The sequence below is a fragment of the Streptomyces sp. NPDC001381 genome, from assembly GCF_042895685.1.
Lineage (GTDB): Bacteria > Actinomycetota > Actinomycetes > Streptomycetales > Streptomycetaceae > Streptomyces.
Map to the genome: position 1 here is coordinate 695,668 of NZ_JBIAWO010000003.1, position 20,282 is coordinate 715,949.

The 20,282-nt window shown below is 72.3% G+C and carries 17 protein-coding genes and 1 riboswitch; of the genes, 9 read left to right on the plus strand and 8 right to left on the minus strand.

The window, feature by feature from the left end:
• The first annotated feature begins 88 nt into the window (after positions 1-88).
• Together ACFY2L_RS16800 and ACFY2L_RS16805 are read left to right on the plus strand one after the other, a co-directional pair.
• The gene (locus tag ACFY2L_RS16800) at positions 89-997 is read left to right on the plus strand and encodes a lipase family alpha/beta hydrolase (protein ID WP_390822671.1); all 909 of its coding nucleotides are present in this window, start codon (positions 89-91) and stop codon (positions 995-997) included.
• A 255-nt stretch (positions 998-1,252) separates the two neighbouring features.
• Complete coding sequence (locus tag ACFY2L_RS16805; protein ID WP_390822672.1) at positions 1,253-2,788, plus strand: M23 family metallopeptidase; 1,536 nt, start codon at positions 1,253-1,255, stop codon at positions 2,786-2,788.
• 57 nt (positions 2,789-2,845) lie between these two features.
• Here ACFY2L_RS16805 and pcrA read toward each other — a convergent pair whose 3' ends face one another.
• On the minus strand, positions 2,846-5,338 hold the full coding sequence (pcrA, locus tag ACFY2L_RS16810; protein ID WP_390658225.1) for a DNA helicase PcrA: 2,493 nt from the start codon (positions 5,336-5,338) through the stop codon (positions 2,846-2,848).
• A 278-nt stretch (positions 5,339-5,616) separates the two neighbouring features.
• Positions 5,617-5,777, plus strand: a riboswitch (cyclic di-AMP (ydaO/yuaA leader).
• Between the two features lie 7 nt (positions 5,778-5,784).
• Here pcrA and ACFY2L_RS16815 point away from each other — a divergent pair.
• A complete protein-coding gene (locus ACFY2L_RS16815; protein WP_390658224.1) occupies positions 5,785-6,933 on the plus strand; it encodes an NlpC/P60 family protein in 1,149 nt (382 codons plus the stop codon).
• A 195-nt stretch (positions 6,934-7,128) separates the two neighbouring features.
• Positions 7,129-8,157 (plus strand): tellurite resistance/C4-dicarboxylate transporter family protein, encoded by a 1,029-nt coding sequence (locus ACFY2L_RS16820; RefSeq protein ID WP_390822673.1) that lies wholly within the window; start codon positions 7,129-7,131, stop codon positions 8,155-8,157.
• Between the two features lie 28 nt (positions 8,158-8,185).
• Here the strand turns inward: ACFY2L_RS16820 and ACFY2L_RS16825 are convergent, their stop codons facing one another.
• Positions 8,186-8,539: a hypothetical protein gene (locus tag ACFY2L_RS16825; RefSeq protein WP_390658222.1), complete on the minus strand. Its 354-nt coding sequence runs from the start codon at positions 8,537-8,539 to the stop codon at positions 8,186-8,188.
• A 499-nt stretch (positions 8,540-9,038) separates the two neighbouring features.
• Between ACFY2L_RS16825 and ACFY2L_RS16830 the strand changes: the two genes are divergently transcribed.
• Entirely contained in the window at positions 9,039-10,112 is a 1,074-nt protein-coding gene (locus ACFY2L_RS16830; RefSeq protein ID WP_390658221.1) for an NlpC/P60 family protein, read from the plus strand.
• 25 nt (positions 10,113-10,137) lie between these two features.
• Here the strand turns inward: ACFY2L_RS16830 and ACFY2L_RS16835 are convergent, their stop codons facing one another.
• Complete coding sequence (locus ACFY2L_RS16835; RefSeq protein ID WP_390658220.1) at positions 10,138-10,884, minus strand: LuxR C-terminal-related transcriptional regulator; 747 nt, start codon at positions 10,882-10,884, stop codon at positions 10,138-10,140.
• The gene (locus ACFY2L_RS16840) at positions 10,884-12,209 is read right to left on the minus strand and encodes a PspC domain-containing protein (protein WP_390658219.1); all 1,326 of its coding nucleotides are present in this window, start codon (positions 12,207-12,209) and stop codon (positions 10,884-10,886) included. The genes ACFY2L_RS16835 and ACFY2L_RS16840 overlap by 1 nt, the downstream gene beginning before the upstream one ends.
• A 143-nt stretch (positions 12,210-12,352) precedes the next feature.
• On the opposite strand from ACFY2L_RS16840, the gene ACFY2L_RS16845 reads away from it, so the two are divergent.
• Positions 12,353-13,972, plus strand: coding sequence for a PspC domain-containing protein (locus tag ACFY2L_RS16845; protein WP_390822674.1), 1,620 nt, complete (start codon positions 12,353-12,355; stop codon positions 13,970-13,972).
• A complete protein-coding gene (locus tag ACFY2L_RS16850) occupies positions 13,959-14,204 on the plus strand; it encodes a hypothetical protein (protein ID WP_390822675.1) in 246 nt (81 codons plus the stop codon). The genes ACFY2L_RS16845 and ACFY2L_RS16850 overlap by 14 nt, the downstream gene beginning before the upstream one ends.
• Positions 14,205-14,210: 6 nt before the next feature.
• On the opposite strand, the gene ACFY2L_RS16855 is transcribed toward ACFY2L_RS16850, so the two are convergent.
• A complete protein-coding gene (locus ACFY2L_RS16855; protein WP_390822676.1) occupies positions 14,211-14,741 on the minus strand; it encodes a DoxX family protein in 531 nt (176 codons plus the stop codon).
• Positions 14,742-14,864: 123 nt separating this feature from the next.
• Positions 14,865-16,154, minus strand: a complete 1,290-nt coding sequence (locus ACFY2L_RS16860; protein ID WP_390822677.1) for a hypothetical protein — start codon at positions 16,152-16,154, stop codon at positions 14,865-14,867.
• A gap of 202 nt (positions 16,155-16,356) precedes the next feature.
• On the opposite strand from ACFY2L_RS16860, the gene ACFY2L_RS16865 reads away from it, so the two are divergent.
• Positions 16,357-17,238 (plus strand): DUF4429 domain-containing protein, encoded by an 882-nt coding sequence (locus tag ACFY2L_RS16865; RefSeq protein ID WP_390822678.1) that lies wholly within the window; start codon positions 16,357-16,359, stop codon positions 17,236-17,238.
• A gap of 24 nt (positions 17,239-17,262) precedes the next feature.
• Here the strand turns inward: ACFY2L_RS16865 and ACFY2L_RS16870 are convergent, their stop codons facing one another.
• Positions 17,263-18,057, minus strand: a complete 795-nt coding sequence (locus ACFY2L_RS16870; protein ID WP_390658213.1) for a class II aldolase/adducin family protein — start codon at positions 18,055-18,057, stop codon at positions 17,263-17,265.
• A gap of 148 nt (positions 18,058-18,205) precedes the next feature.
• Here ACFY2L_RS16870 and ACFY2L_RS16875 point away from each other — a divergent pair, with 148 nt between their 5' ends.
• Positions 18,206-18,679 (plus strand): pyridoxamine 5'-phosphate oxidase family protein, encoded by a 474-nt coding sequence (locus ACFY2L_RS16875; RefSeq protein ID WP_390658212.1) that lies wholly within the window; start codon positions 18,206-18,208, stop codon positions 18,677-18,679.
• 3 nt (positions 18,680-18,682) lie between these two features.
• Here ACFY2L_RS16875 and guaA read toward each other — a convergent pair whose 3' ends face one another.
• On the minus strand, positions 18,683-20,257 hold the full coding sequence (gene guaA / locus ACFY2L_RS16880; RefSeq protein WP_390658211.1) for a glutamine-hydrolyzing GMP synthase: 1,575 nt from the start codon (positions 20,255-20,257) through the stop codon (positions 18,683-18,685).
• Positions 20,258-20,282: the final 25 nt, after the last annotated feature.

The window sequence follows — 20,282 nt, forward strand, 5'->3', positions numbered from 1 at the left end:
CGCCGCCCGGCCGACCGCCTCCGCCGCGACTTCCACGAGGGCACACGGGGGACAGGGATGTCCTCGGTGTGCCGACAGGAGGTCGGCGATGCAGGTCAGCAGGGTGCTGCAGCCCCTTTTTCCGTTGTGCCAGCGTCTGCTGCCCGACCTGCCGAGCCTGACGGGCAGGCTGGCGGGGCTCTCCACGGCTCTGCTGAAGGCCACCGTCCTGGACCTCGCGATCCTCGCGGGACACCTCCTGCTCTACCCTTCCGGCATCGCCCAGGAGCGCTGCCGCCCCGTGCTCCCGGCGGCACCGAACGGCGAGACCGACGAAAATGGCACCGAGTGCCCCGCACAGCTGCGGACCCCGGCCCCGCTCCCCGTCGTCCTGCTGCACGGGTTCATCGACAACCGCTCCGTCTTCGTCCTGCTGCGCCGCAGCCTCGCCCAGCACGGCAGGCACCGCGTCGAGTCGCTCAACTACTCCCCTCTGACCTGCGACATCCGCACCGCTGCCGAGCTGCTCGGGCGCCACATCGAGGAGATCTGCGCACGCACCGGCAGCGTCCGGGTCGACGTGGTGGGGCACAGCCTCGGCGGCCTGATAGCCCGCTACTACGTCCAGCGGCTGGGCGGTGACGTCCGGGTCCGCACGCTGGTGACGCTCGGCACCCCGCACTCCGGCACGCGGGTGGCGCCCCTGGCGAACGCGCACCCGATCGTGCGCCAGATGCGCCCCGGCTCGCAGGTCATCGAGGAACTGTCCCGGCCCGCTCCCGGCTGCCGTACGCACTTCGTCAGCTTCTGGAGCGATCTCGACCATCTGATGGTCCCGCTGGAGACCGCCTGCATCGACCACCCCGACCTGAGCGTGCAGAACGTCCGCGTGACCGGGATCGGACATCTCGCCCTGCCCGTCCACCCGGCGGTCGCGACCGGCATACGGGAGGCCCTCGACACGCCCGAGCCGTCGGCCGCGGCCGACGCGCACACCGGCGGGCTGACGGTGGCCTGACACAGCCCGCGAATCGGCGGCGCCTGAGACCGCCGGCGGCCCGTCACCCGTACAGCGCCCCGGCAGCCACCCGCCCGGGCATCGAACACTCTTCGAACATAGGGCCAAACCCGCGCCCACAGTCCCCCGAAACACGGCCGATTGCCCGTTTCCTGCGAGCACGAAACCTGCGGAAGATTGTCGCGCCCGCGTACCGCCGGGTACAGTCGCCGCACTGCTCTGGCAGCCCCTGTTGTCGAGGCGAGAGAGAAGTTGGTGAACGACCGTCACCCGTCGGGGATCACGACCACCCCGGCTCCGGCTTCCGACGCCGACTCCACGCCCTACGCGTCGTACGGCACCCAGGAAGCCCAGTACGACGGCTTCACCTCGTACAACGGCTACGACACCGGCGCCCACGGCACCAGCCACTTCACGGCCGACCCCCTCTTCGGCAGCCTTCCCGGCGACGGCTCGGGCACCACCTACGGCGACGGGCAGTGGACCATCGGCGCCCACCCGACGATGGTGGACACCGGCGGCCACCAGCTCCACGACACGGGCGCCCACCACACCCTGAACTACGACCCGTACGCGGCCCAGCACCACGCCGCCTACGACTCGGGCGCGTACGACACGACCGGCTGGCCCACCGACCACCAGCAGCAGCCGGTCGTCCCGGCGCAGGCCACCACCTCCGACACCAGCGGCCACTGGGACGCGAACACCTGGCTGCAGCCCGGGCCGGCCGGCAGTCCGGTCGAGCAGACCCAGCACTGGGAATGGGGCACCCAGGCCTTCGACACCGGCGCCTACGACGCCACGCAGTGGAACTCCGACGGGGGCGAGACCACCGCCGCCCCGGTCTCCGACACATACGAGGAGCCGGCCGAGGTCCCCTTCGACCAGCAGGCCACCGCCACCTTCGAGACAATCGGCTACGACGAACAGGGCCCGGACGGCGGCGAGTCGGCCTCCACCGGTGAGCTCCCCGCCGTCGAACTCCCCCTCCTGGACGACCAGGAGGAGACCGCCCCGGCGCCCCTCACCCGCGCCGCCGCCCGCAACGCGGGCCGCTCCCGCCGCCGTACGCCCGCGAAGCGCTCCGCGCTGCTGACCGTGGCCGTGCCCTCGGCCTGTGTGATGGGCGTCGCCGGGATCGCCGCCGCCTCCGTCGGCACCCTGACCGGCGGCGACGACACGAACACGACGGCGTCCGCCTCGGACGCCCAGGCCGTGAAGCCGTCCGCCGCCAACAACAAGCTGGACACCCAGCTCGAGACCCTCACCGCCGAGGCCGACGACTTCGCCGACCGGGCCAGCCGCACCCAGGAGCGCATCGACCTCAAGGCGCAGCAGGCGGCCGAGCTGAAGAAGGCGGCGGCCGAGGCGGCCCGCAAGGAGCGGCTGCGCCCGAAGTACGCCCTCCCCGTCGCCGCGCGCGGGCTCAGCGCCTACTTCGGCCAGGCCGGCGTCAACTGGATGTCCCAGCACACCGGCATCGACTTCCCGGTCTCCTACGGCACGACCGTGATGGCGGCGACCGACGGCACCGTACGGACGCAGTGGAACAGCGCCTACGGCAACATGATGATAGTGACGGCGAAGGACGGCACGGAGACCTGGTACTGCCACCTCTCCAGCTACCGCGTCGCCTCCGGTACGACGGTGAAGGCCGGCGACCCGATCGCCTACTCCGGCAACTCCGGCAACTCCACCGGCCCGCACCTGCACTTCGAGGTCCGGCCGGCGGGCGGTTCCGCGATAGACCCCCTGCCGTGGCTGCGCAGCCACGGGCTCGACCCGACGTAGTCGTCCCCCACACCGCTGCGAGCCCCCGTCGCCACAGCGGGGGCTCACTTCACACGGCTACAGCTTCTCCACCGGGGCGTACCGCAGCAGCAGCCGCTTGGGCTTGCTGTCGCCGAAGTCGATCGTCGCCTCCGCGTTGGCTCCCGTGCCCTTCACGCCGACGACCGTGCCCAGCCCGAACTGGTCGTGGGTGACGCGGTCGCCGACGGCCAGCGCGACCACCGGCTTCTCCGCCCCCGCCCTGCGCGTCGCGAAGCCGGAGGCGCCGGCGGCCGAGGAACGCGAGCGGGAGGACGAGGCCAGCGACGACGCCACCCCGGAGACCGGACCGGAGGACACGGGCGCGGTGGCTCCCGTCCGCTTCCAGTCCACGTGCGTGGCCGGGATCTCCTCCAGGAACCGGGACGGCGGGTTGTACGACGGCTGCCCCCAGGCGCTGCGCATCGCGGACCGCGTGAGGTAGAGCCGCTCCCGCGCGCGGGTGATGCCGACGTAGGCCAGGCGGCGCTCCTCCTCCAGCTCCTTGTTCTGCCCGAGGGCGCGCATGTGCGGGAAGACGCCGTCCTCCATGCCGGTGAGGAAGACGACCGGGAACTCCAGGCCCTTGGCGGTGTGCAGGGTCATCAGGGTGATGACGCCGGAGCCGTCCTCGTCCTCGTCGGGGATCTGGTCGGAGTCGGCGACGAGCGCGACCCGCTCCAGGAATTCGGCGAGGGAGCCGGAGGTCTCGCCCTCGCCGGACTCCTGCTCGAACTCCAGTGCCACGGCGGCGAGTTCCTGGAGGTTCTCGATGCGGGTCTCGTCCTGCGGGTCGGTGGAGGCCTGCAGCTCGGCGAGGTAGCCGGTGCGTTCCAGCACCGCCTCGAGGACGGTGGCGGGGCCCGCGCCGGACTCGACGATCGTCCGGAGCTCCTCCATCAGGGCGTTGAACCGCTTCACCGCGTTCGTCGACCGCGCGGCCATGCCGTACGCCTCGTCGACGCGCTTCAGCGCCTGCGGGAAGCTGATCTTCTCCCGCTGGGAGAGGGCGTCGATCATCGCCTCCGCGCGGTCGCCGATGCCGCGCTTGGGGACGTTGAGGATGCGGCGCAGCGGGACGGTGTCCTCCGGGTTGGCGAGAACCCGCAGGTAGGCCAGGACGTCCCGGACCTCCTTGCGCTCGTAGAAGCGGACCCCGCCGACGACCTTGTACGGCAGGCCGACGCGGATGAAGACCTCTTCGAAGACACGGGACTGGGCGTTGGTGCGGTAGAAGACGGCGACGTCGCCGGCCTTCGCGTCGCCCGCGTCGGTCAGCCGGTCTATCTCGTCGGCGACGAACTGCGCCTCGTCGTGCTCGGTGTCGGCGACATAGCCGGTGATGCGCGCGCCCGCGCCCGCGTTGGTCCACAGGTTCTTGGGGCGGCGGGACTCGTTGCGTTCGATGACGGCGTTGGCCGCGGAGAGGATCGTCTGCGTGGAGCGGTAGTTCTGCTCCAGGAGGATCGTCGTCGCGTCCGGGTAGTCCTCCTCGAACTGGAGGATGTTGCGGATCGTCGCGCCCCGGAAGGCGTAGATCGACTGGTCGGCGTCACCCACGACGCACAGCTCGGCGGGCGGCACGTCGTACGCGCCGGGCGGTACGTCCACCGGGTGCTCGAAGGTGCCGACCAGCTCTCTGACCAGGGCGTACTGGGCGTGGTTGGTGTCCTGGTACTCGTCGACGAGAACATGCCGGAAGCGGCGGCGGTAGTGCTCGGCGACGTCCGGGAAGGCACGCAGCAGATTGACCGTCGTCATGATCAGGTCGTCGAAGTCGAGGGCGTTCGCCTCGCGCAGACGCGACTGGTACATCGCGTAGGCCTGGGCGAGGGTCTTCTCGAAGCCGTCGGCGGCCTGGGCGGCGAAGTCCTCCTCGTCGATCAGCTCGTTCTTCAGGTTGCTGATCTTGGCGCTGAAGGACTTCGGGGGGAAGCGCTTGGGGTCGAGGTCCAGGTCACGGCAGACCAGGGCCATCAGACGCTTGGAGTCGGCGGCGTCGTAGATCGAGAACGACGACGTGAAGCCGAGCTTCTTGCTCTCGCGGCGCAGGATGCGCACGCACGCGCTGTGGAAGGTCATCACCCACATCGCGTTCGCGCGCGGGCCGACGAGCTGCTCGACCCGCTCCTTCATCTCGCCCGCGGCCTTGTTGGTGAAGGTGATCGCGAGGATCTGGCCCGGGTGGACGTCCCGCTCGGCGAGGAGGTGGGCGATGCGGTGGGTGAGCACACGGGTCTTGCCGGAGCCGGCGCCGGCGACGATGAGCAGGGGGGTGCCGGCGTGGACGACGGCCGCGCGCTGGTTGTCGTTGAGCCCCTCCAGGAGCGCCGCCGCGTCGAGCGCCGGGCGCGGGGCGCCGTCGCGGTAGTAGGCGTCGCGGTCCGGGGGCACGTCGAACTTCCCGCCGAACAGATCGTCCGGAACCGATTCCGGAGTGTGATCGTCCTCGGGCGGCGGCGGGGGTTCCTCCTCGGGGCCGCGTGGGCCCTGGAGGTCCGCCAGGAAGCTGTCGTCAAAGAGGCTGCTCATCGCTCTCCGAGTCTAGGGTGCCCCACCGACAACGCGGACCCGTCCCGAAAACCTGCCCGGCGGCCCGCCTCCGGGAGAAGCGGAACGCGACCTTCACTCACTCCCCGGAGCGGGAAACGCACGGTCCGCGACCCTCGCCCGGACTTTGCCCGATGTCACGAAAATGTATCGGGCATATCACCCATCAACCTTCACAGGGACCACACGAGTTGGCTACCGTGCCGGGCAGGCCGCACGACCCCCACCGGCGAACCCCGCCGGGCCGCGCGGCCTCCGCCGAGTCCGGCGCGCCCCCTCGCGGCAGCCGGAGCCGGGGACCCACCGAGACCTTGGGGTGAATCGGCCCGACTCCCCATCGGAGCAGGCCGTAGGGCAACCCTTCCGAACCACCCGCCCGAACCCGACAGCTAACCCGGTAGGCGGACCGTTGGAAGGAGTCGCCTCCCTTGGCGTCGCAGCACCGCAAGCCGCGTTCCGCGGGTTCGCGCGTGGCGGGCATCCGCACGCCCGCCCTCGCCACCGCCGCCCTCACCTCCGTGGCCCTGCTCTCCCAGACGGCGAACGCCGCGCCGTCCGACGACGGCAAGCCGAGCCTGGAGGAGGTCGAGAAGAAGGTCGACGATCTCTACCGCCAGGCGGAGTCGGCGACCGAGAAGTACAACGCCGCCAAGGAGAAGACGACCAAGCAGCGCAAACGGGTCGACACCCTCCTCGACGACGTCGCCCAGCGCACCCAGAAGCTCAACGAGGCGCGGGAGGAGCTGGGTTCCTTCGCCGCGGCCCAGTACCGCACCGGCGCCTCCGCGCCCGACACGGCGACCTTCCTGCTCGCGGACTCCCCGCAGGACTACTTCGACCAGACGCAGCTGATGAGCCGGCTGACCGACCGCCAGAAGGGCGCCGTCGACGACTACTTCACCGAGCAGTCGGCGACGATGAAGAAGCGCCGGGAGGCCACCGAGAGCCTCGCGACGCTCACCGACACACAGGGCGACCTGAAGACCGCCAAGGCCACGGTCCAGAAGAAGCTCGGCGACGCGCGCGAACTGCTGTCGCAGCTGACGGCCCAGGAGAAGGCGCGGCTGGCGGCGATCGAGAAGCAGAAGCAGGAGGAGGCCGCGCGCAAGGCGGCCGAGCTCGCCCAGCAGCAGGCCGCCGAACAGGCCGCCCAGCAGCAGAGCACCGACACCAGCGGGACGGCCGGCTCCTCGACGTCCACCACGGACTCGTCGTACGCCACCAAGGCCGAGAAGGCGCTCGCCTTCGCCCGTGCGCAGATAGGCAAGCCGTACGTGTGGGGCGCCACCGGCCCCGACTCCTACGACTGCTCCGGCCTCACCCAGGCCGCCTGGAAGGCCGCGGGCGTCACCCTCCCCCGCACCACCTACGACCAGGTGAACGCCGGCACCACCGTCTCCCTCGCCGACGCCCAGCCCGGCGACCTGGTCTTCTTCTACGACGACATCAGCCACGTCGGCCTCTACATCGGCAACGGCATGATGATCCACGCCCCGAAGCCCGGCGCGTACGTCCGCGAGGAGTCGATCTACTACGACGGCGAGTCGGCCATCCACAGCGTGGTGCGCCCGGCCTAGCGCGGTGCGCCCCGCCTGGCGTGGTGCGCCCGCCTGAGGCACGCCCACGGGCCACCCGGCCCGAGGCACGCGCGCGTGGACCGTTTTCCGCGGCCACGCGCGCGTACGTGTCGTGTGCGGCCACCCGCGCGTGTTTGCGGCCCGCCGCGCGTGTGCCCCCGCACAAGCCGCTCCGCGCTCCCTAGCATCGGCCCCATGTCCGGCTCCTCCTCCCCGCGCGCCTGGTGGGCGCGGCGTCCGCCGGCGGCCGGGGCCGCCGTTCTGGCCACCGGCGTCCTGTCGGTCGGACTGCACCTGGTGGGATACGAGGTGCTGTCCCGTGTCGCGCTGGCGCTGGCCGGCGCCGCGTGGGTGGCCCTGGGCGCGGACTTCGCCGTACGGCTGGTGCGGCAGCGCGAGCGGTGGTGGGCGGAGGCCCGCACGCCGGACGGACTGACCGCCGTGGCCGCCACGACCGTCCTCGGCACACGCGTCTCGGCGCTCGGCTGGCAGACCCTCGCCTGGGCGCTGCTGGCCCTGTCGGCGGTGCTGTGGCCGCTCCTGCTGGCCGGGGTCGCACGGCAGGTCCTCCGGCGTGTCGCGGGACACCGGGAACGGCGGATGCCCGGGGACGTGTTCCTGTGCTGTGTGGCCACCCAGGGGCTCGCGGTGCTGGCCGCCACGCTCGGCAGGGCGGAGGCGACGACCTGGCCGGCGTACACCGCGCTGGCGCTGTTCTGGCTGGGGCTCGTGCTCTATGTGCCGATGCTGGTCCTGTTCGACTGGCGGCAGGTGGCCCAGGGCGCGGGGGACCAGTGGGTGGCGGGCGGGGCGCTGGCGATCTCCGCGCTGGCGGGGGCGAGGCTCATCACCGCCGACCGCGCGGAGTACCTGTGGAACGCCGACGACCGGGGCGTCCTGCGCGTGCTGACCGTCGGACTGCTCGTGCTCTCGCTGTGCTGGTACGGCGCCCTGCTCGCCGCCGAGGTGCTCTGGCCCCGGCCGCGCTACGACACGCGGCGGTGGGCGACGGTGTTCCCGATGGGGATGACGGCCGTGGCGATGCTGGCCGTCGCCAGGGCCGTCCGCGTCCCCGGTCTGAGGGGGCCCGGGGAGGTGCTGCTGTGGGTCGCGGTGGGGGCGTGGCTGGCCGTGGCGGTGGCGGCCCTGGCCACGACCCGTGCCTTCGCCGGATCCACGGACTCCGGTCCGTCCGGCCCGTCCGGAGGGACCGGGCGGGGCTGACGAGTCCGCGGAGGCCGGCGGGGGTCCCTCAGGTCCAGAGGACCGCGATGAAGATGTTCGCCACGGTCAGCAGGCCGACCAGGCCGAACAGGGGCTTGTCCACCTTCTCGTCGTCCCGCTTCACGTAGACCAGGCCCAGGATCACGACCAGCAGCGCCAGCTTCACACCGATCTTGACGTTGTTGACGGGCTCGTCGTCCGCCTGGTTCAGGCCGACCAGGATCACGCCGGTGATCAGCATCGTCGCCGCGCCGTGCAGCATCGCGGGGACGAAGCGGGCCGTGCCCTGGCCCATCGCCTTCATCTGCGTGAGGAAGCCGCCCAGGAGCGCGGCGATGCCGATGATGTGCAGGCCGACGAAAAGATGGATGAGTACGTCCATGAAGCCGGATGCTAATCAGCCGTGCGGGTGCCGCTCACACCGGCCCTCCCCTGGTGGCCCCGCTTGCCTCTGTGCGCCCCATAGCACCCTCCCGTACCGAGGTGCGACGGAATCGCCGCATCGGTCACCGCGCCGCGCGAACCCGACACCTCCGGTCCGGTCCCCCGGGCAGAAACCGTCGTCCCGCGGTCCGCTCCCGCCTTTTCCGTACATCGCGTCACCGACCCGTCACAGTCGGGCCTAGCGTCCTCCCCCAGGTGACCGGCTCCCCACCGCCGCCCGGGCCAGGGGCGGCAGTCGGCCACCACCGCCGAGAAGGTCCGGCGGCGCGCCCCGCTCCCCCTGTGCGGGCCGCCGTCGGACAGGTCAGCCGCTCTCCTCGGTCGTCCGTCCGCTCCCCCGGACGGCCGACGGGTCGCCTGACAGCCGTGGGTCCGTCCGACGACCGTCCGACGACCGCCCGGCCGAGGCGGTCGTACGAAAGGACGTGCAGTCCCACGTGGCAGCGCACCGCAAGCCCCGACAGCGCTCGCTCGGCGGCAGGACGGCCCGTACGGCGTTCACCCTCGCCCTCGCCGGCGCGGCGACGGCCACGGCCTTCGACGGGACCGGACAGGCCGAGCCGCAGCTGACCGCCGCGCAGATCAAGGCCAGGGTGGCGAAGCTGTACCAGGAGGCGGAGGCGGCCACCGAGAAGTACAACGGCGCGCGGGAGAAGGCCACCGCCGCCGAGCAGCACCTGGCGAGCTTGCAGGACCAGGCCGCGCGCAAGGAGGAGAAGCTCAACTCGGCCCGCGAGGCGCTGGGTTCGATGGCGGCGGCGCAGTACCGCAGCGCCGGTCTCGACCCGGCCGTGCAACTGGCGCTCTCCGACGACCCCGACCAGTACCTAGACGGCGCCGCGTTCGCCGAACGGGCCGGCGACCGGCAGTCGGCCGCCGTCGCCCGCGTCCGCCACCAGCTGCGCGAGATCGAGCAGTTGCGCGGCTCCGCACGCGTCGAGCTGACCTCCCTCAAGGCCCGTCAGGCCGAGCTGAGGAAACACAAGAAGACGATCACCGACAAGCTGGCCGCGGCCCGCGGTCTGCTCTCCCGGCTGACGGCGGCGGAACGCGCCCGGATCGGCGCGGACGGGGGCGGCACCGGCGTGAGCGACCGGGCCTCCCGCGCCTCCTCCGGCGCACGCGACAGCCTCCAGGCACCCGGCACGAGCACCGCCCCCAACTCCCGTGCGGCCGCCGCCGTCTCCTTCGCCTACTCCAAGCTCGGCAGCCCCTACGTCTGGGGCGCCACCGGCCCCGACGCCTTCGACTGCTCGGGCCTCGTCCTGGCCGCCTACCGCTCGGCCGGAATCTCCCTGCCCCGCACGACATACGCCCAGATCGGCGCCGGCCGGCGCGTCTCCCGCTCCGAACTCCTCCCCGGCGACCTGGTGTTCTTCTACTCCGGCATCACCCACGTCGGTCTCTACATCGGCAACGGCCGAATGATCCACGCCCCGAACCCGTCGGCGCCGGTCCGCATCGCCCCGATCGACGAGATGCCGTTCGCGGGGGCGACACGGGTGGTGTGAGACGCAGCCGCCGACGGTCGCGCCGTCACACCAGCCGTCGGGCCGTCGCCCACCGCGTCAGCTCGTGCCGGTTGGACAGCTGGAGTTTGCGGAGCACCGCGGACACATGGGACTCGACCGTCTTCACCGAGATGAACAGCTGCTTGGCGATCTCCTTGTAGGCATAGCCACGGGCGATGAGGCGCAGCACCTCGCGCTCGCGCTGGGTGAGCCGGTCGAGGTCCTCGTCGACCGGCGGGGCGTCGGTGGAGGCGAAGGCGTCCAGGACGAACCCGGCCAGGCGGGGCGAGAAGACCGCGTCGCCCTCCTGCACCCGGAAGATGGAGTCGACCAGGTCCTTACCGGTGATCGTCTTGGTGACATAGCCGCGGGCGCCTCCGCGGATCACCCCGATCACGTCCTCCGCCGCGTCCGAGACGGACAGGGCGAGGAAGCGCACCGGCTGCTCGGCGTCGGCCATCAACGGCGCACAGCGCCGCAGCACTTCGACCCCGCCGCCGCCCGGCAGATGGACGTCGAGGAGAACCACCTCGGGCCGGGTCGCGGTGATGACGGTGACCGCCTGGTCGACGTCCGCGGCCTCACCGACGACCTCGACCCCGGTCTGCTCGGTCTGACCGATCTCGGCCTGTACACCGGTGCGGAACATACGGTGGTCGTCGACGAGGACCACCCGCACGCGGCGCCCTCCCGCGCTCTCGCCGGAGGTCCGCGCCGGCTCGGCCGCCTCCCCCGCTCCCGCCGTCGTGTTCGTCTCGGTCGGGTCGCTCATCACGTGTTCTCCGCCCTCTCCATCTCCAGCTCGACCTCCGTGCCGCCGCCCGGGACGGCCCGCAGCCGCGCCGTGCCGCCGTGGCGCTCCATGCGGCCGATGATCGATTCTCTGACGCCCATGCGGTCGGCGGGTATGGAGTCCAGGTCGAAGCCGGGGCCGCGGTCCCGGACGGACACGAAGACCGTCCTGCCCTCGACTTCGGCGTAGACCTGCACGGCTCCGCCGTCGCCACCGTACTTGGCGGCGTTCACCATCGCCTCGCGCGCGGCCTGCATCTGTGCGCCGACCCGCTCGTCGAGCGGGCAGTCGCCCACGACCACGACCTCGAGGGGGACGCCGTGCTTGTCCTCGACCTCGGCGGCGTTGCGCCGGACCGCGTCGGCGACCGTGGCCGGCTCGTCCGCCTCGTCCTTGCCCGTGCCCTCCGGCTTGTACAGCCAGGTGCGCAGGTCCCGCTCCTGGGCACGGGCGAGACGGCGCACCTCGCTCGCGTTCTCCGCGTTGCGCTGGATCAGGGTCAGGGTGTGCAGCACGGAGTCGTGGACGTGGGCGGCGACCTCGGCGCGCTCCTGGGCCCGGATGCGCATCAGACGCTCCTCGGAGAGGTCCTGGGTCATCCGGACCAGGTAGGGCCCGGCGAGGAGCGTGATGCCGACGAGGACGGCGAGCGCCGCCTGCAGCACCGAGTCGAGGTGGGCGGCGGAGCCCTGCAGGACGAAGATGCCGGAGACACCGGCGGTCACGAGGAGGACGCCGGCGCCGGCGCGCAGCAGCGTGAGCGTGCGGCGTCTGCGGCCGACCTCGACCCAGCGGGCCCGGCGGGCGTTGTCCGCCTGGCGCCAGACGAGGGCGACACCCGCGCCGACCAGGACTGCGGGCAGGAGATACGCCTTGGCGCCGTTGCCCAGGTTCACGTTGCCGACGAAGACGAGGGCGACGACGACCATGAGGAGCAGGGCGACGATCTGGCCCCGGTCCGGTCTGCGGGCGACGAGTCTGCGGCGGCCGTCGGGCGCGGTCTCGGTGCTGACGAGGGACGGGGGCTTCTGGTCGCCGACGCCCCCGACGCCGAGCGGGACGAAGAACCAGAAGGCCGCGTAGAGCAGGGCGCCGAGGCCGTCCGCCAGGAACAGGCCGACGAAGACGAGCCGTACCCAGACGACGGGCAGCCCGAGATGCCCGGCGAGCCCCCGCGCCACGCCACCCAGCCAGCGACCGTCGCTGCTGCGGTAGAGCTTGCGCGGCGGCCGCGGTTCGACGAGTGGCGCTGCTGCGGCTTCCGGCATGCCAACGATGGTCACACGTCGGGCGGGGCCGGGCATCAGGGTTCGTCCCCGAGACGCCCCTGATCTTCGGCGCCCCCGCGGCTCGAACGCCTCCCCGGCCCCGGCTCAGGGCCGATATCAGGGTCCGACCAGGGTCGTTCCGGCTGCCGCCGGGGCCGCCGGGCCGCCACCATGGAGTCATGGAAAATCACCAGCACGCCGCGGACGCCGTGCCCGACGGGGGCACCGCGCCCGACGCGGCCGCCCCGTCCACCGGCGCCCGGGACGCCGCGGGTGAGAAGCCTCGCGCGCACGGACGGGCGGGCGCGCCCGCGCACGGAGAACAGGGAGCACGCGGCATGACCGAGGGGGCGGGCCGGGCCGGGAAGGGGACCGCGAGCGAGGAGGCGGACGCGGCGGGCGGGGTGAGGGACGGACGGGGCGACGACACCCTCACAGCGGCCGAGGCGGCGGTCGGCGCGGCGATGGCTGCGGCAGCAGCGGAGGCCGCGGCCCGGGGCGCGGAGGAAGGAGCCGAGGCGGCCGCGCAGCCCGCCGGGTTCCGCCGGGACCGGCGGCACAAGATGCTCGCCGGGGTGTGCGCGGGGCTGGGCCGGCAGTGCGACATGGACCCGGTGATCTTCCGGATCACGCTCGCCGTGCTTTCCGCGACCGGCGGCATCGGCCTCATCTTCTACGGCTTCGCCTGGCTGTTCGTCCCGTACGCCGACGACGACCAGAACGAGGTGCGCAGGCTGCTGACGGGCCGGGTCGACGGCCAGGCCCTCGCGGCCGTGCTGTTCGCGCTGGTCGGCTGCGGCGTGTTCCTGACGATGCTGAACAACGGGAGCGTCCTGACCTTCGCCGTCGTCCTCTCCCTCCTTCTCGCGGGAGCCGGGTACTGGTCGCGGCACCGGGACTCCTCCGACCCCGATCCGCTGGCCGCACAGGCCGTCGCCGACGCCCCGCCGGAGGCCCAGGCACCGCCGGTCCCCGCCGCCTACCCCTCCTGGTGGCGCGACCCCATAGTCAAGGACGGCACCCACGACGGCGGCACCGGCTATCTGTGGGGCCCCCGGGATCCGCGCGACCGGGACATCGCGGCGGCCATCAACGTCAGCCTCACCGGTCACGCCGGCGACCGCGAGGACATACGCGTTCCGCCCGGCCGCTCCCCCGCTCCGCGCGGACCCCGCTGGACGGGCGGGTGGGTGTTCCTGCTGGCCGTGCTCGCGGGCGGCCTCGTCACCCGGCTCACCTGGGACGACCACCCGCTGGGCACCAGTCTCCAGGCTGGTCTGGCCGCCGCGCTCATCGTGTTCGGCGCGGGCATCGCGGTCAGCTCGTTCCTGGGGCGCACGGGCGCGGGATCGGTGTTCATGGCGATCGTCACCGCGGGCCTGCTGGCCGGTTCGGCGGTCCTGCCCCAGGACGTGAGCACGCACTGGGCCGAGAGGACCTGGCGGCCCGCGACGGCGGCGGACGTGCGGGAGGCCTACGACCTCGGCACCGGTGACGGGACGCTGGACCTGTCCCGGCTGGATGTGGCCGCGGGGCAGACGGTGAGCACCGACGCGGAGGTGGGGGTGGGCCGGCTGCGGGTGATCGTGCCGCCGGACGTGACGGTGAGGGTGAGCATCGACGTGGGACTGGGCGACGTACAACTGCCCGGCGAGGACAAGGAGGACGTGGACGTGGAGCCCGGCAAGCACAGGACGGTGACGCTGTCGCCGGTGTCGGACGCCGAGAAGGCCGGGACGATCGACCTCGACCTCCGGGTCGGGGTCGGACAGGCGGAGGTGACCCGTGCTACGTCATGAGTTCCAGCCCGGCAGGCTGGTCGTCGGCGCGTTCTTCACCCTGGCGGGTGTCCTGTACGCGGGGGACGCGGGCGGGTTGTGGGAGACGCCGTGGTTCGCGGTCGTTCCGCTGGTCGTGGCCGGTCTCTGCCTGGCCGGTGCGGCGGGCGTGGTGGCCCGCTCCCTCCGCAGACGGCGCCGAGCGGGCAGGGGCGCCCGGGCCGGGGCCGCCGGCACGGACAGCGTCATCTGAACGGAGTCAGTCGAAACCGCCCGCCCGGTGCCGGCGCCTGTTGCGCCAGGCCGCGTCGAGGGAGAGGTAGGGGGCGCCGGCGAGGACGAAGGGGAGCCAGGCCATGAGGTAGACGAGGTCGTTGCCGTAGTAGTACGGGTCGGAGGCCCAGCTCACCGTCAGCCAGAGGGAGAGGGAGATCAGCGCGCCGCCGAGGGCGGCGAGACGGGCGAGGAGACCGATCAGCAGGCCGATGCCGACGGCGAGTTCACCGAGGGCGATGGCGTAGCCGAAGCCGACCGGGTTCTTCAGGGCCAGGTCGACCAGGGCGGGGATGGCCGAGGAGTCGCGGACGGCGCGCATGGTGTCACCGATCGAGCCCGCACCGCCGTCCTTCATGAAGGCGCTGTCGGTGAGTTTGTCGAGGCCGGCGTAGATGAAGGTGACGCCGAGGAAGACACGGAGAGGAAGCAGGGCGTACCGGGTGGCGGTGTCCCGCCAGCCCTGGCCGCCGCCGAGGTAAGGGGGGTGGGTGTCCGTCCGCATGCCGTGAGTCATCGTCCGCAGCCGCCTCTCGCGCCGAGTGGTAGGACCCCTCAACAGACCATACGTACGACATAGGGGGTGCGCTCAACTGTTGGCAAGGGCTGTGCGCTCCGCGGGTTCACACCGCCCGCCCCGTCACTCGGTGACGTCGATCGCGTACCGGTTGGTCTCCACTCCCGCCGCGGTGACCACCTGGACCTCCACCCGGCCGGGTTCGACGTCCGCCGGGACCGGGACGGTGAGGACGGCGTCGGTGGGGTTGTCGAAGCCGCCGGTGACGGGGACGAGAGGGACGTGGACGTGGACCGGGCCGATGCGGACGACCATGCGGGAGAGGCGGTCGGCGGTCTGGGCGCCGGGCGGGACGAAGCCGGCGCCGCGGATCTCGATGTCGTCGCCGGTGCGGATGGGGGCGTCGAGGTCGCCGGCCTCGCGGGAGCGGACGACGGAGAGGATCACGGGGCGGCCGCCCTCGGCGTACTTGCCGGCGAGATAGGTGGCGGCCGAGACCAGGACCACGACCGCGAGGCCCCAGGGCAGGTCGGGGAGCTGGTCGGGGCGGCGGGCGAGGCGGACCGCGGCGAAGACCAGGGCGACGGCGTTGATCACGACGTACTGGATGTCGGCGAAGGTGCCGCGGCCGGAGTCGTCGGTGAGGAGGTCGGCGGCCTTCGGCCGGTGCGCGCGCACCTTCTGGAGCCGCTGTCCCAGCACCCGCAGCCCGACCACGCGGCGGACGAGCACGGCGATGCCGCAGACCACGGCGAGGACGGTCACCGCCCCGGCGCCTCGGGCGAGGCCGAGCCCGGCGATGAGGGTGTCGCGTTCGGTGTGGCCGGAGGCGGCGGCGAGGCGGCCGACCAGGACGAGCACGGCGTAGGCGACGAGGAGGACCCAGGCGGCGGCGACCGCGCGGGAGGTGGAGAGGCGGTTGTCCTCGCCGACGACGGGGGCGAGGGCGCCGCCGCGGGCCCGGTGGAACCAGGAGGCGGCGGTGAGGGCGCCGGCCACGACGAGGGCGGCGAGGAGTCCGGCGGTGCGGGCCGAGGTCCAGCCGGCGCCGATCGCCGTGAGGGCCTGGACCAGCAACAGCAGCACGACCGCCGTCCAGACGGTGAGCGCGGTGCGCAGCCAGAGGCGGGACAGCCAGGCCTCTCCCTCGACGCGGCCGCGTTCGGCGACGAGGTTCGCGGACTGGGTGAGTTCCTCGGAGACCCACTGGCGGGAGGCCGAGGCGGAGTGGGCGACGGCGGCCGGGAGGCCCTGTCCGGCGGCGAACTCGTCGCGTTTGAGCAGGAACGCGGCGACCGCGCGCCGGTGTCCCTCGCGGGCTCCGTGCGGGCAGTCCCCGCAGGTGCAGCCGCCGTCGTGGGGGGCCGTACCCGTGCCCGGGTTCGCGCCCTGTCTAGCCTCCTGCACCGCCACGTCCTACGCCCGCCTTCCCCGTGACCCGTACGGGCGGAGGCCCTTGGGGAAACCGGTGAGGTTCCCGGCCGCCGCCCTGCTGACAACTCGCCCGTGATGACAGCGAATTGTGCCCTACGGCATACCGTGTCCACCCGGCAGGCCTGGTCCATACGGGTGAAGAAGGCGGTGGCCGTGTTGACCTGGCTGCGAGAATTTGCGTATGGCCGAGATCATCCAGCGTGACGGCAGCTGGGCCTTTGACGGCACGACGGTCCGGATCACGCCGGGGCTGCACCGTTCCGTGCCGCTGTTCCGGCAGACGTACGGGGAGATCGCCGTGCCGCTGGAGGCCGTCGCCGGGATCGTCTACGAGCCCGAGCGCCGGCGGGGGCGGCTGCGGATGCGGTTGCGGGAGGGCGCGGACCCCTTGCTGCAGGCGACGGGCGGGCGGCTGCCCGAGGCGGCGGATCCGTACCGGCTGGCGGTGGACGTGGACCGTTCGGGGGTGGCCGAGTACGTCGCGGAGGAGATCCGGCACGCGCTGCTGCTCGACCAGATTCCCAAGGAGCCCACCCGCGCGTATCTGCTGCCGGGGCCGCCGGTGCCGGTGTCGGTGCGTTCGTCCGACGGCACGGTCTCCTTCGACGGCACCCATGTGCGGATCGACTGGGCGGACACCTCGGACCGGGTGAAGCGGGCGACGGGGCCGCGGATCATCGCGGTGGGGGATCTCGTGCAGGTCGAGTGGCTGCCCAACTCCGGCTACGAGGACGGCTTTCTGCGGTTCGTGACCCGCGAGACGGTGTTCTCGAAGCTGCCGGCGGAGAAGGATCCGTATGCGCTGGATCTGTGGGGCAGTGTGCGCCGGGATCTGCTGACCGCACTGGTGGCGACCGCGGTCACGGCCCGGCTGCCGCACCCGTCGTCGCAGGTGGAGGCCGGGAACGCGGAGGTCGCGGTCCCGCCGCGGGTCCCGGCCCGCGGTGACCACCACGACGTGCTGTTGCGCCGGCTGCGCGAGTTGGGTGAGCTGCACCGGGACGGGGTGCTCACGGACGAGGAGTTCACCTCGACGAAGGCCGTGATACTGCGCGGTTTCTGAGCGCCCGCCCGACCGGCCGGCGGCTCAGCTCAGCAGGTCCGGTTCGCTGCGGCTGATGTCCTGCCACAGGGGCTGGTAGTTGATCCATGCGACCAGGTCGCCGCCGAGCTGTTCCCGGGTGGCCACCGCCGCCCTGTGGTCGATCAGGAGGGGCCGGCCGGCGGCGCGGGCGGTGAGCTGGACCTGGCTGGAGCGTTCCATGGACAGGAACCACCAGGCCGCCGCGTCGACGGAGTCCCCGACGGTCAGCAGCCCGTGGTTGCGCAGCACGAGGGCCTTGCGGGAGCCGAGCGCGGTCGCGATGCGCCGTCCCTCCTCGGCGTCGACGGCGACGCCGGTGTAGGCGTCGTAGAGGGCGTGGTCCTCGTAGAAGGCGCAGCTCTCCTGGGTGAGGGGGTCGAGGAGTTCGCCGAGGGCGGCAAGGGCGCGGCCGTGCACCGAGTGGCAGTGGGCGACGGCGACGACGTCCGGGCGGGCCGCGTGGACCTGGGCGTGGACGGTGAAGGCGGCCTGGTTGACGTGGTAGCGGCCTTCGACGACCTGGCCGTCGGAGTTGGCGAGGACCAGGTCGCTGACGGTGACGTGCTTGAACGACATCCCGAAGGGGTTGACCCAGAAGCAGTCGCTGAACTCGGGGTCGCGGGCCGTGATGTGGCCGGAGACGCCGTCCTCGAAGCCGAACCGTCCGAAGAGGCGCACGGCGCCGGCCAGGCGTTCCTTGCGGTGCCGTCGCTCGTCCTCCACCGAGTCGTGCATCGGCGGCATCGCGAACTGCAGCCGGTCGGTGGGCAGCGGGGCAGGCGGCGTGGGCCCGTGCATCGGTCCTCCAGCACTGGGTGGGTGTACGGGCGGAAGTTACCGTCGGTCAGCGCAGGAGAACAGGCTTGTTATGTAAAGATGACGTGCGGCGTCAGGACGCGACAGAACTACGACAGAGGATGTCCTGTTTCGGAGTCACACTCCAGGTATGACATCGAACTGGGCGGCGTTCGCCGCGGCGGAGCCGGACCTCGCGAAGACCGTCGAGGAGCGCTTCTCCGCCTTCACCCATCACGTGCTGGCGACCCTGCGCAAGGACGGCTCCCCGCGGACGACCGGGCTCGAGGTCCGCTTCTGGGACGGCGAGCTGTGGCTCGGCATGATGCCGGGCTCGGTCAAGGCGCTCGATCTGCGCCGCGACCCCCGCTTCGCCCTCCAGGCCAACCCGGGCGAGGGCACCGGGATGGGCGGCGGGGACGTACGGGTCGCCGGGCGGGCGGTCGAGGTCGACGACCCGCGGATCAAGGGCGGGTACGTGAAAGAGGTGGAACCGCCGGAGCCGTTCCACCTCTTCCGCACCGAGCTGACGGAGGTCGTGAGGACCCGTGTCGAGGACGACACGTATCTCGTCGTCCAGGTCTGGAAGCCCGGTGAGGCCCTGCGCGTCGTCAGGCGCCGGTAGTCCCTACTCCCACTCGATGGTGCCCGGCGGCTTGGAGGTGACGTCGACGACCACGCGGTTGACGTCGCGCACCTCGTTGGTGATCCGGGTGGAGATCTTCGCCAGGACGTCGTACGGCAGCCGCGACCAGTCGGCGGTCATGGCGTCCTCGGAGGAGACCGGGCGCAGCACGATCGGGTGGCCGTAGGTGCGGCCGTCGCCCTGGACGCCGACGCTGCGGACGTCGGCGAGCAGGACCACCGGGCACTGCCAGATCTCGCGGTCGAGACCGGCGGCGGTGAGTTCCTCGCGGGCGATCGCGTCGGCGTCGCGGAGCAGGTCGAGCCGCTCCTTGGTGACCTCGCCGACGATACGGATGCCCAGACCCGGTCCCGGGAACGGCTGGCGCTGGACGATCTCCTCCGGCAGGCCGAGTTCCTGGCCGACCATGCGGACCTCGTCCTTGAAGAGCTTGCGCAGCGGCTCGATCAGCTTGAACTCGAGGTCCTCGGGCAGGCCGCCCACGTTGTGGTGGGACTTGATGTTGGCCGTGCCGGTGCCGCCGCCGGACTCGACGACGTCCGGGTAGAGCGTGCCCTGGACCAGGAACTCCACCGCCGGGCCCTCGTCCGCGATGATCTCGGCCTGGGCCTGCTCGAAGACGCGGATGAACTCGCGGCCGATGATCTTCCGCTTCTCCTCGGGGTCGGAGACCCCGGCGAGTGCCTTGAGGAACCGCTCCTCGGCGTCGACGACCTTCAGCTGCACGCCGGTCGCGGCCACGAAGTCCTTCTCGACCTGCTCGGTCTCGCCCTTGCGCATCAGGCCGTGGTCGACGTAGACGCAGGTGAGCTGGGAGCCGATGGCCTTCTGGACGAGGGCGGCGGCCACGGCGGAGTCGACGCCGCCGGACAGACCGCAGATGGCGCGCTTGTCGCCGACGAGCTCGCGGATCGCGGTGACCTGCTCCTCGATGACGTTGCCGGTCGTCCAGGACGGGGTCAGGCCCGCGCCGCGGTAGAGGAAGTGCTCCAGGACCTGCTGGCCGTGCGTGGAGTGCATGACCTCGGGGTGGTACTGGACGCCGTAGAGCTTCTTCTCGTCGTTCTCGAAGGCGGCGACCGGGACGACGTCCGTGGACGCGGTGACGGAGAAGCCCTCGGGGGCGGCGGAGCAGGCGTCGCCGTGCGACATCCACACGTGCTGCTCGGCGGGGGTGCCCTCGAAGAGGGTGGAGGACGCCCGGGAGACGTGCAGGTCGGTGCGGCCGTACTCGCGGGCGCCGGTGTTGTCGACCGTGCCGCCGAGGGTCTGCGCCATCAGCTGGAAGCCGTAGCACATGCCGAAGACGGGGACGCCCGCCTCGAAGATCGCGCGGTCCAGGCGCGGGGCGCCCTCCTCGTACACGGACGAGGGGCCGCCGGAGAGGATGATCGCCGCGGGGTTCCTGGCGAGCATCTCCGCGACCGGCATGGTGCTCGGCACGATCTCGCTGTAGACCCGGGCCTCGCGGACCCGACGGGCGATGAGCTGGGCGTACTGCGCGCCGAAGTCGACGACCAGGACGGTGTCGGGGGCGGCGGGGGTCGCTGATGACACGGGGTGCCTTCCGGCGGTTGGGCGA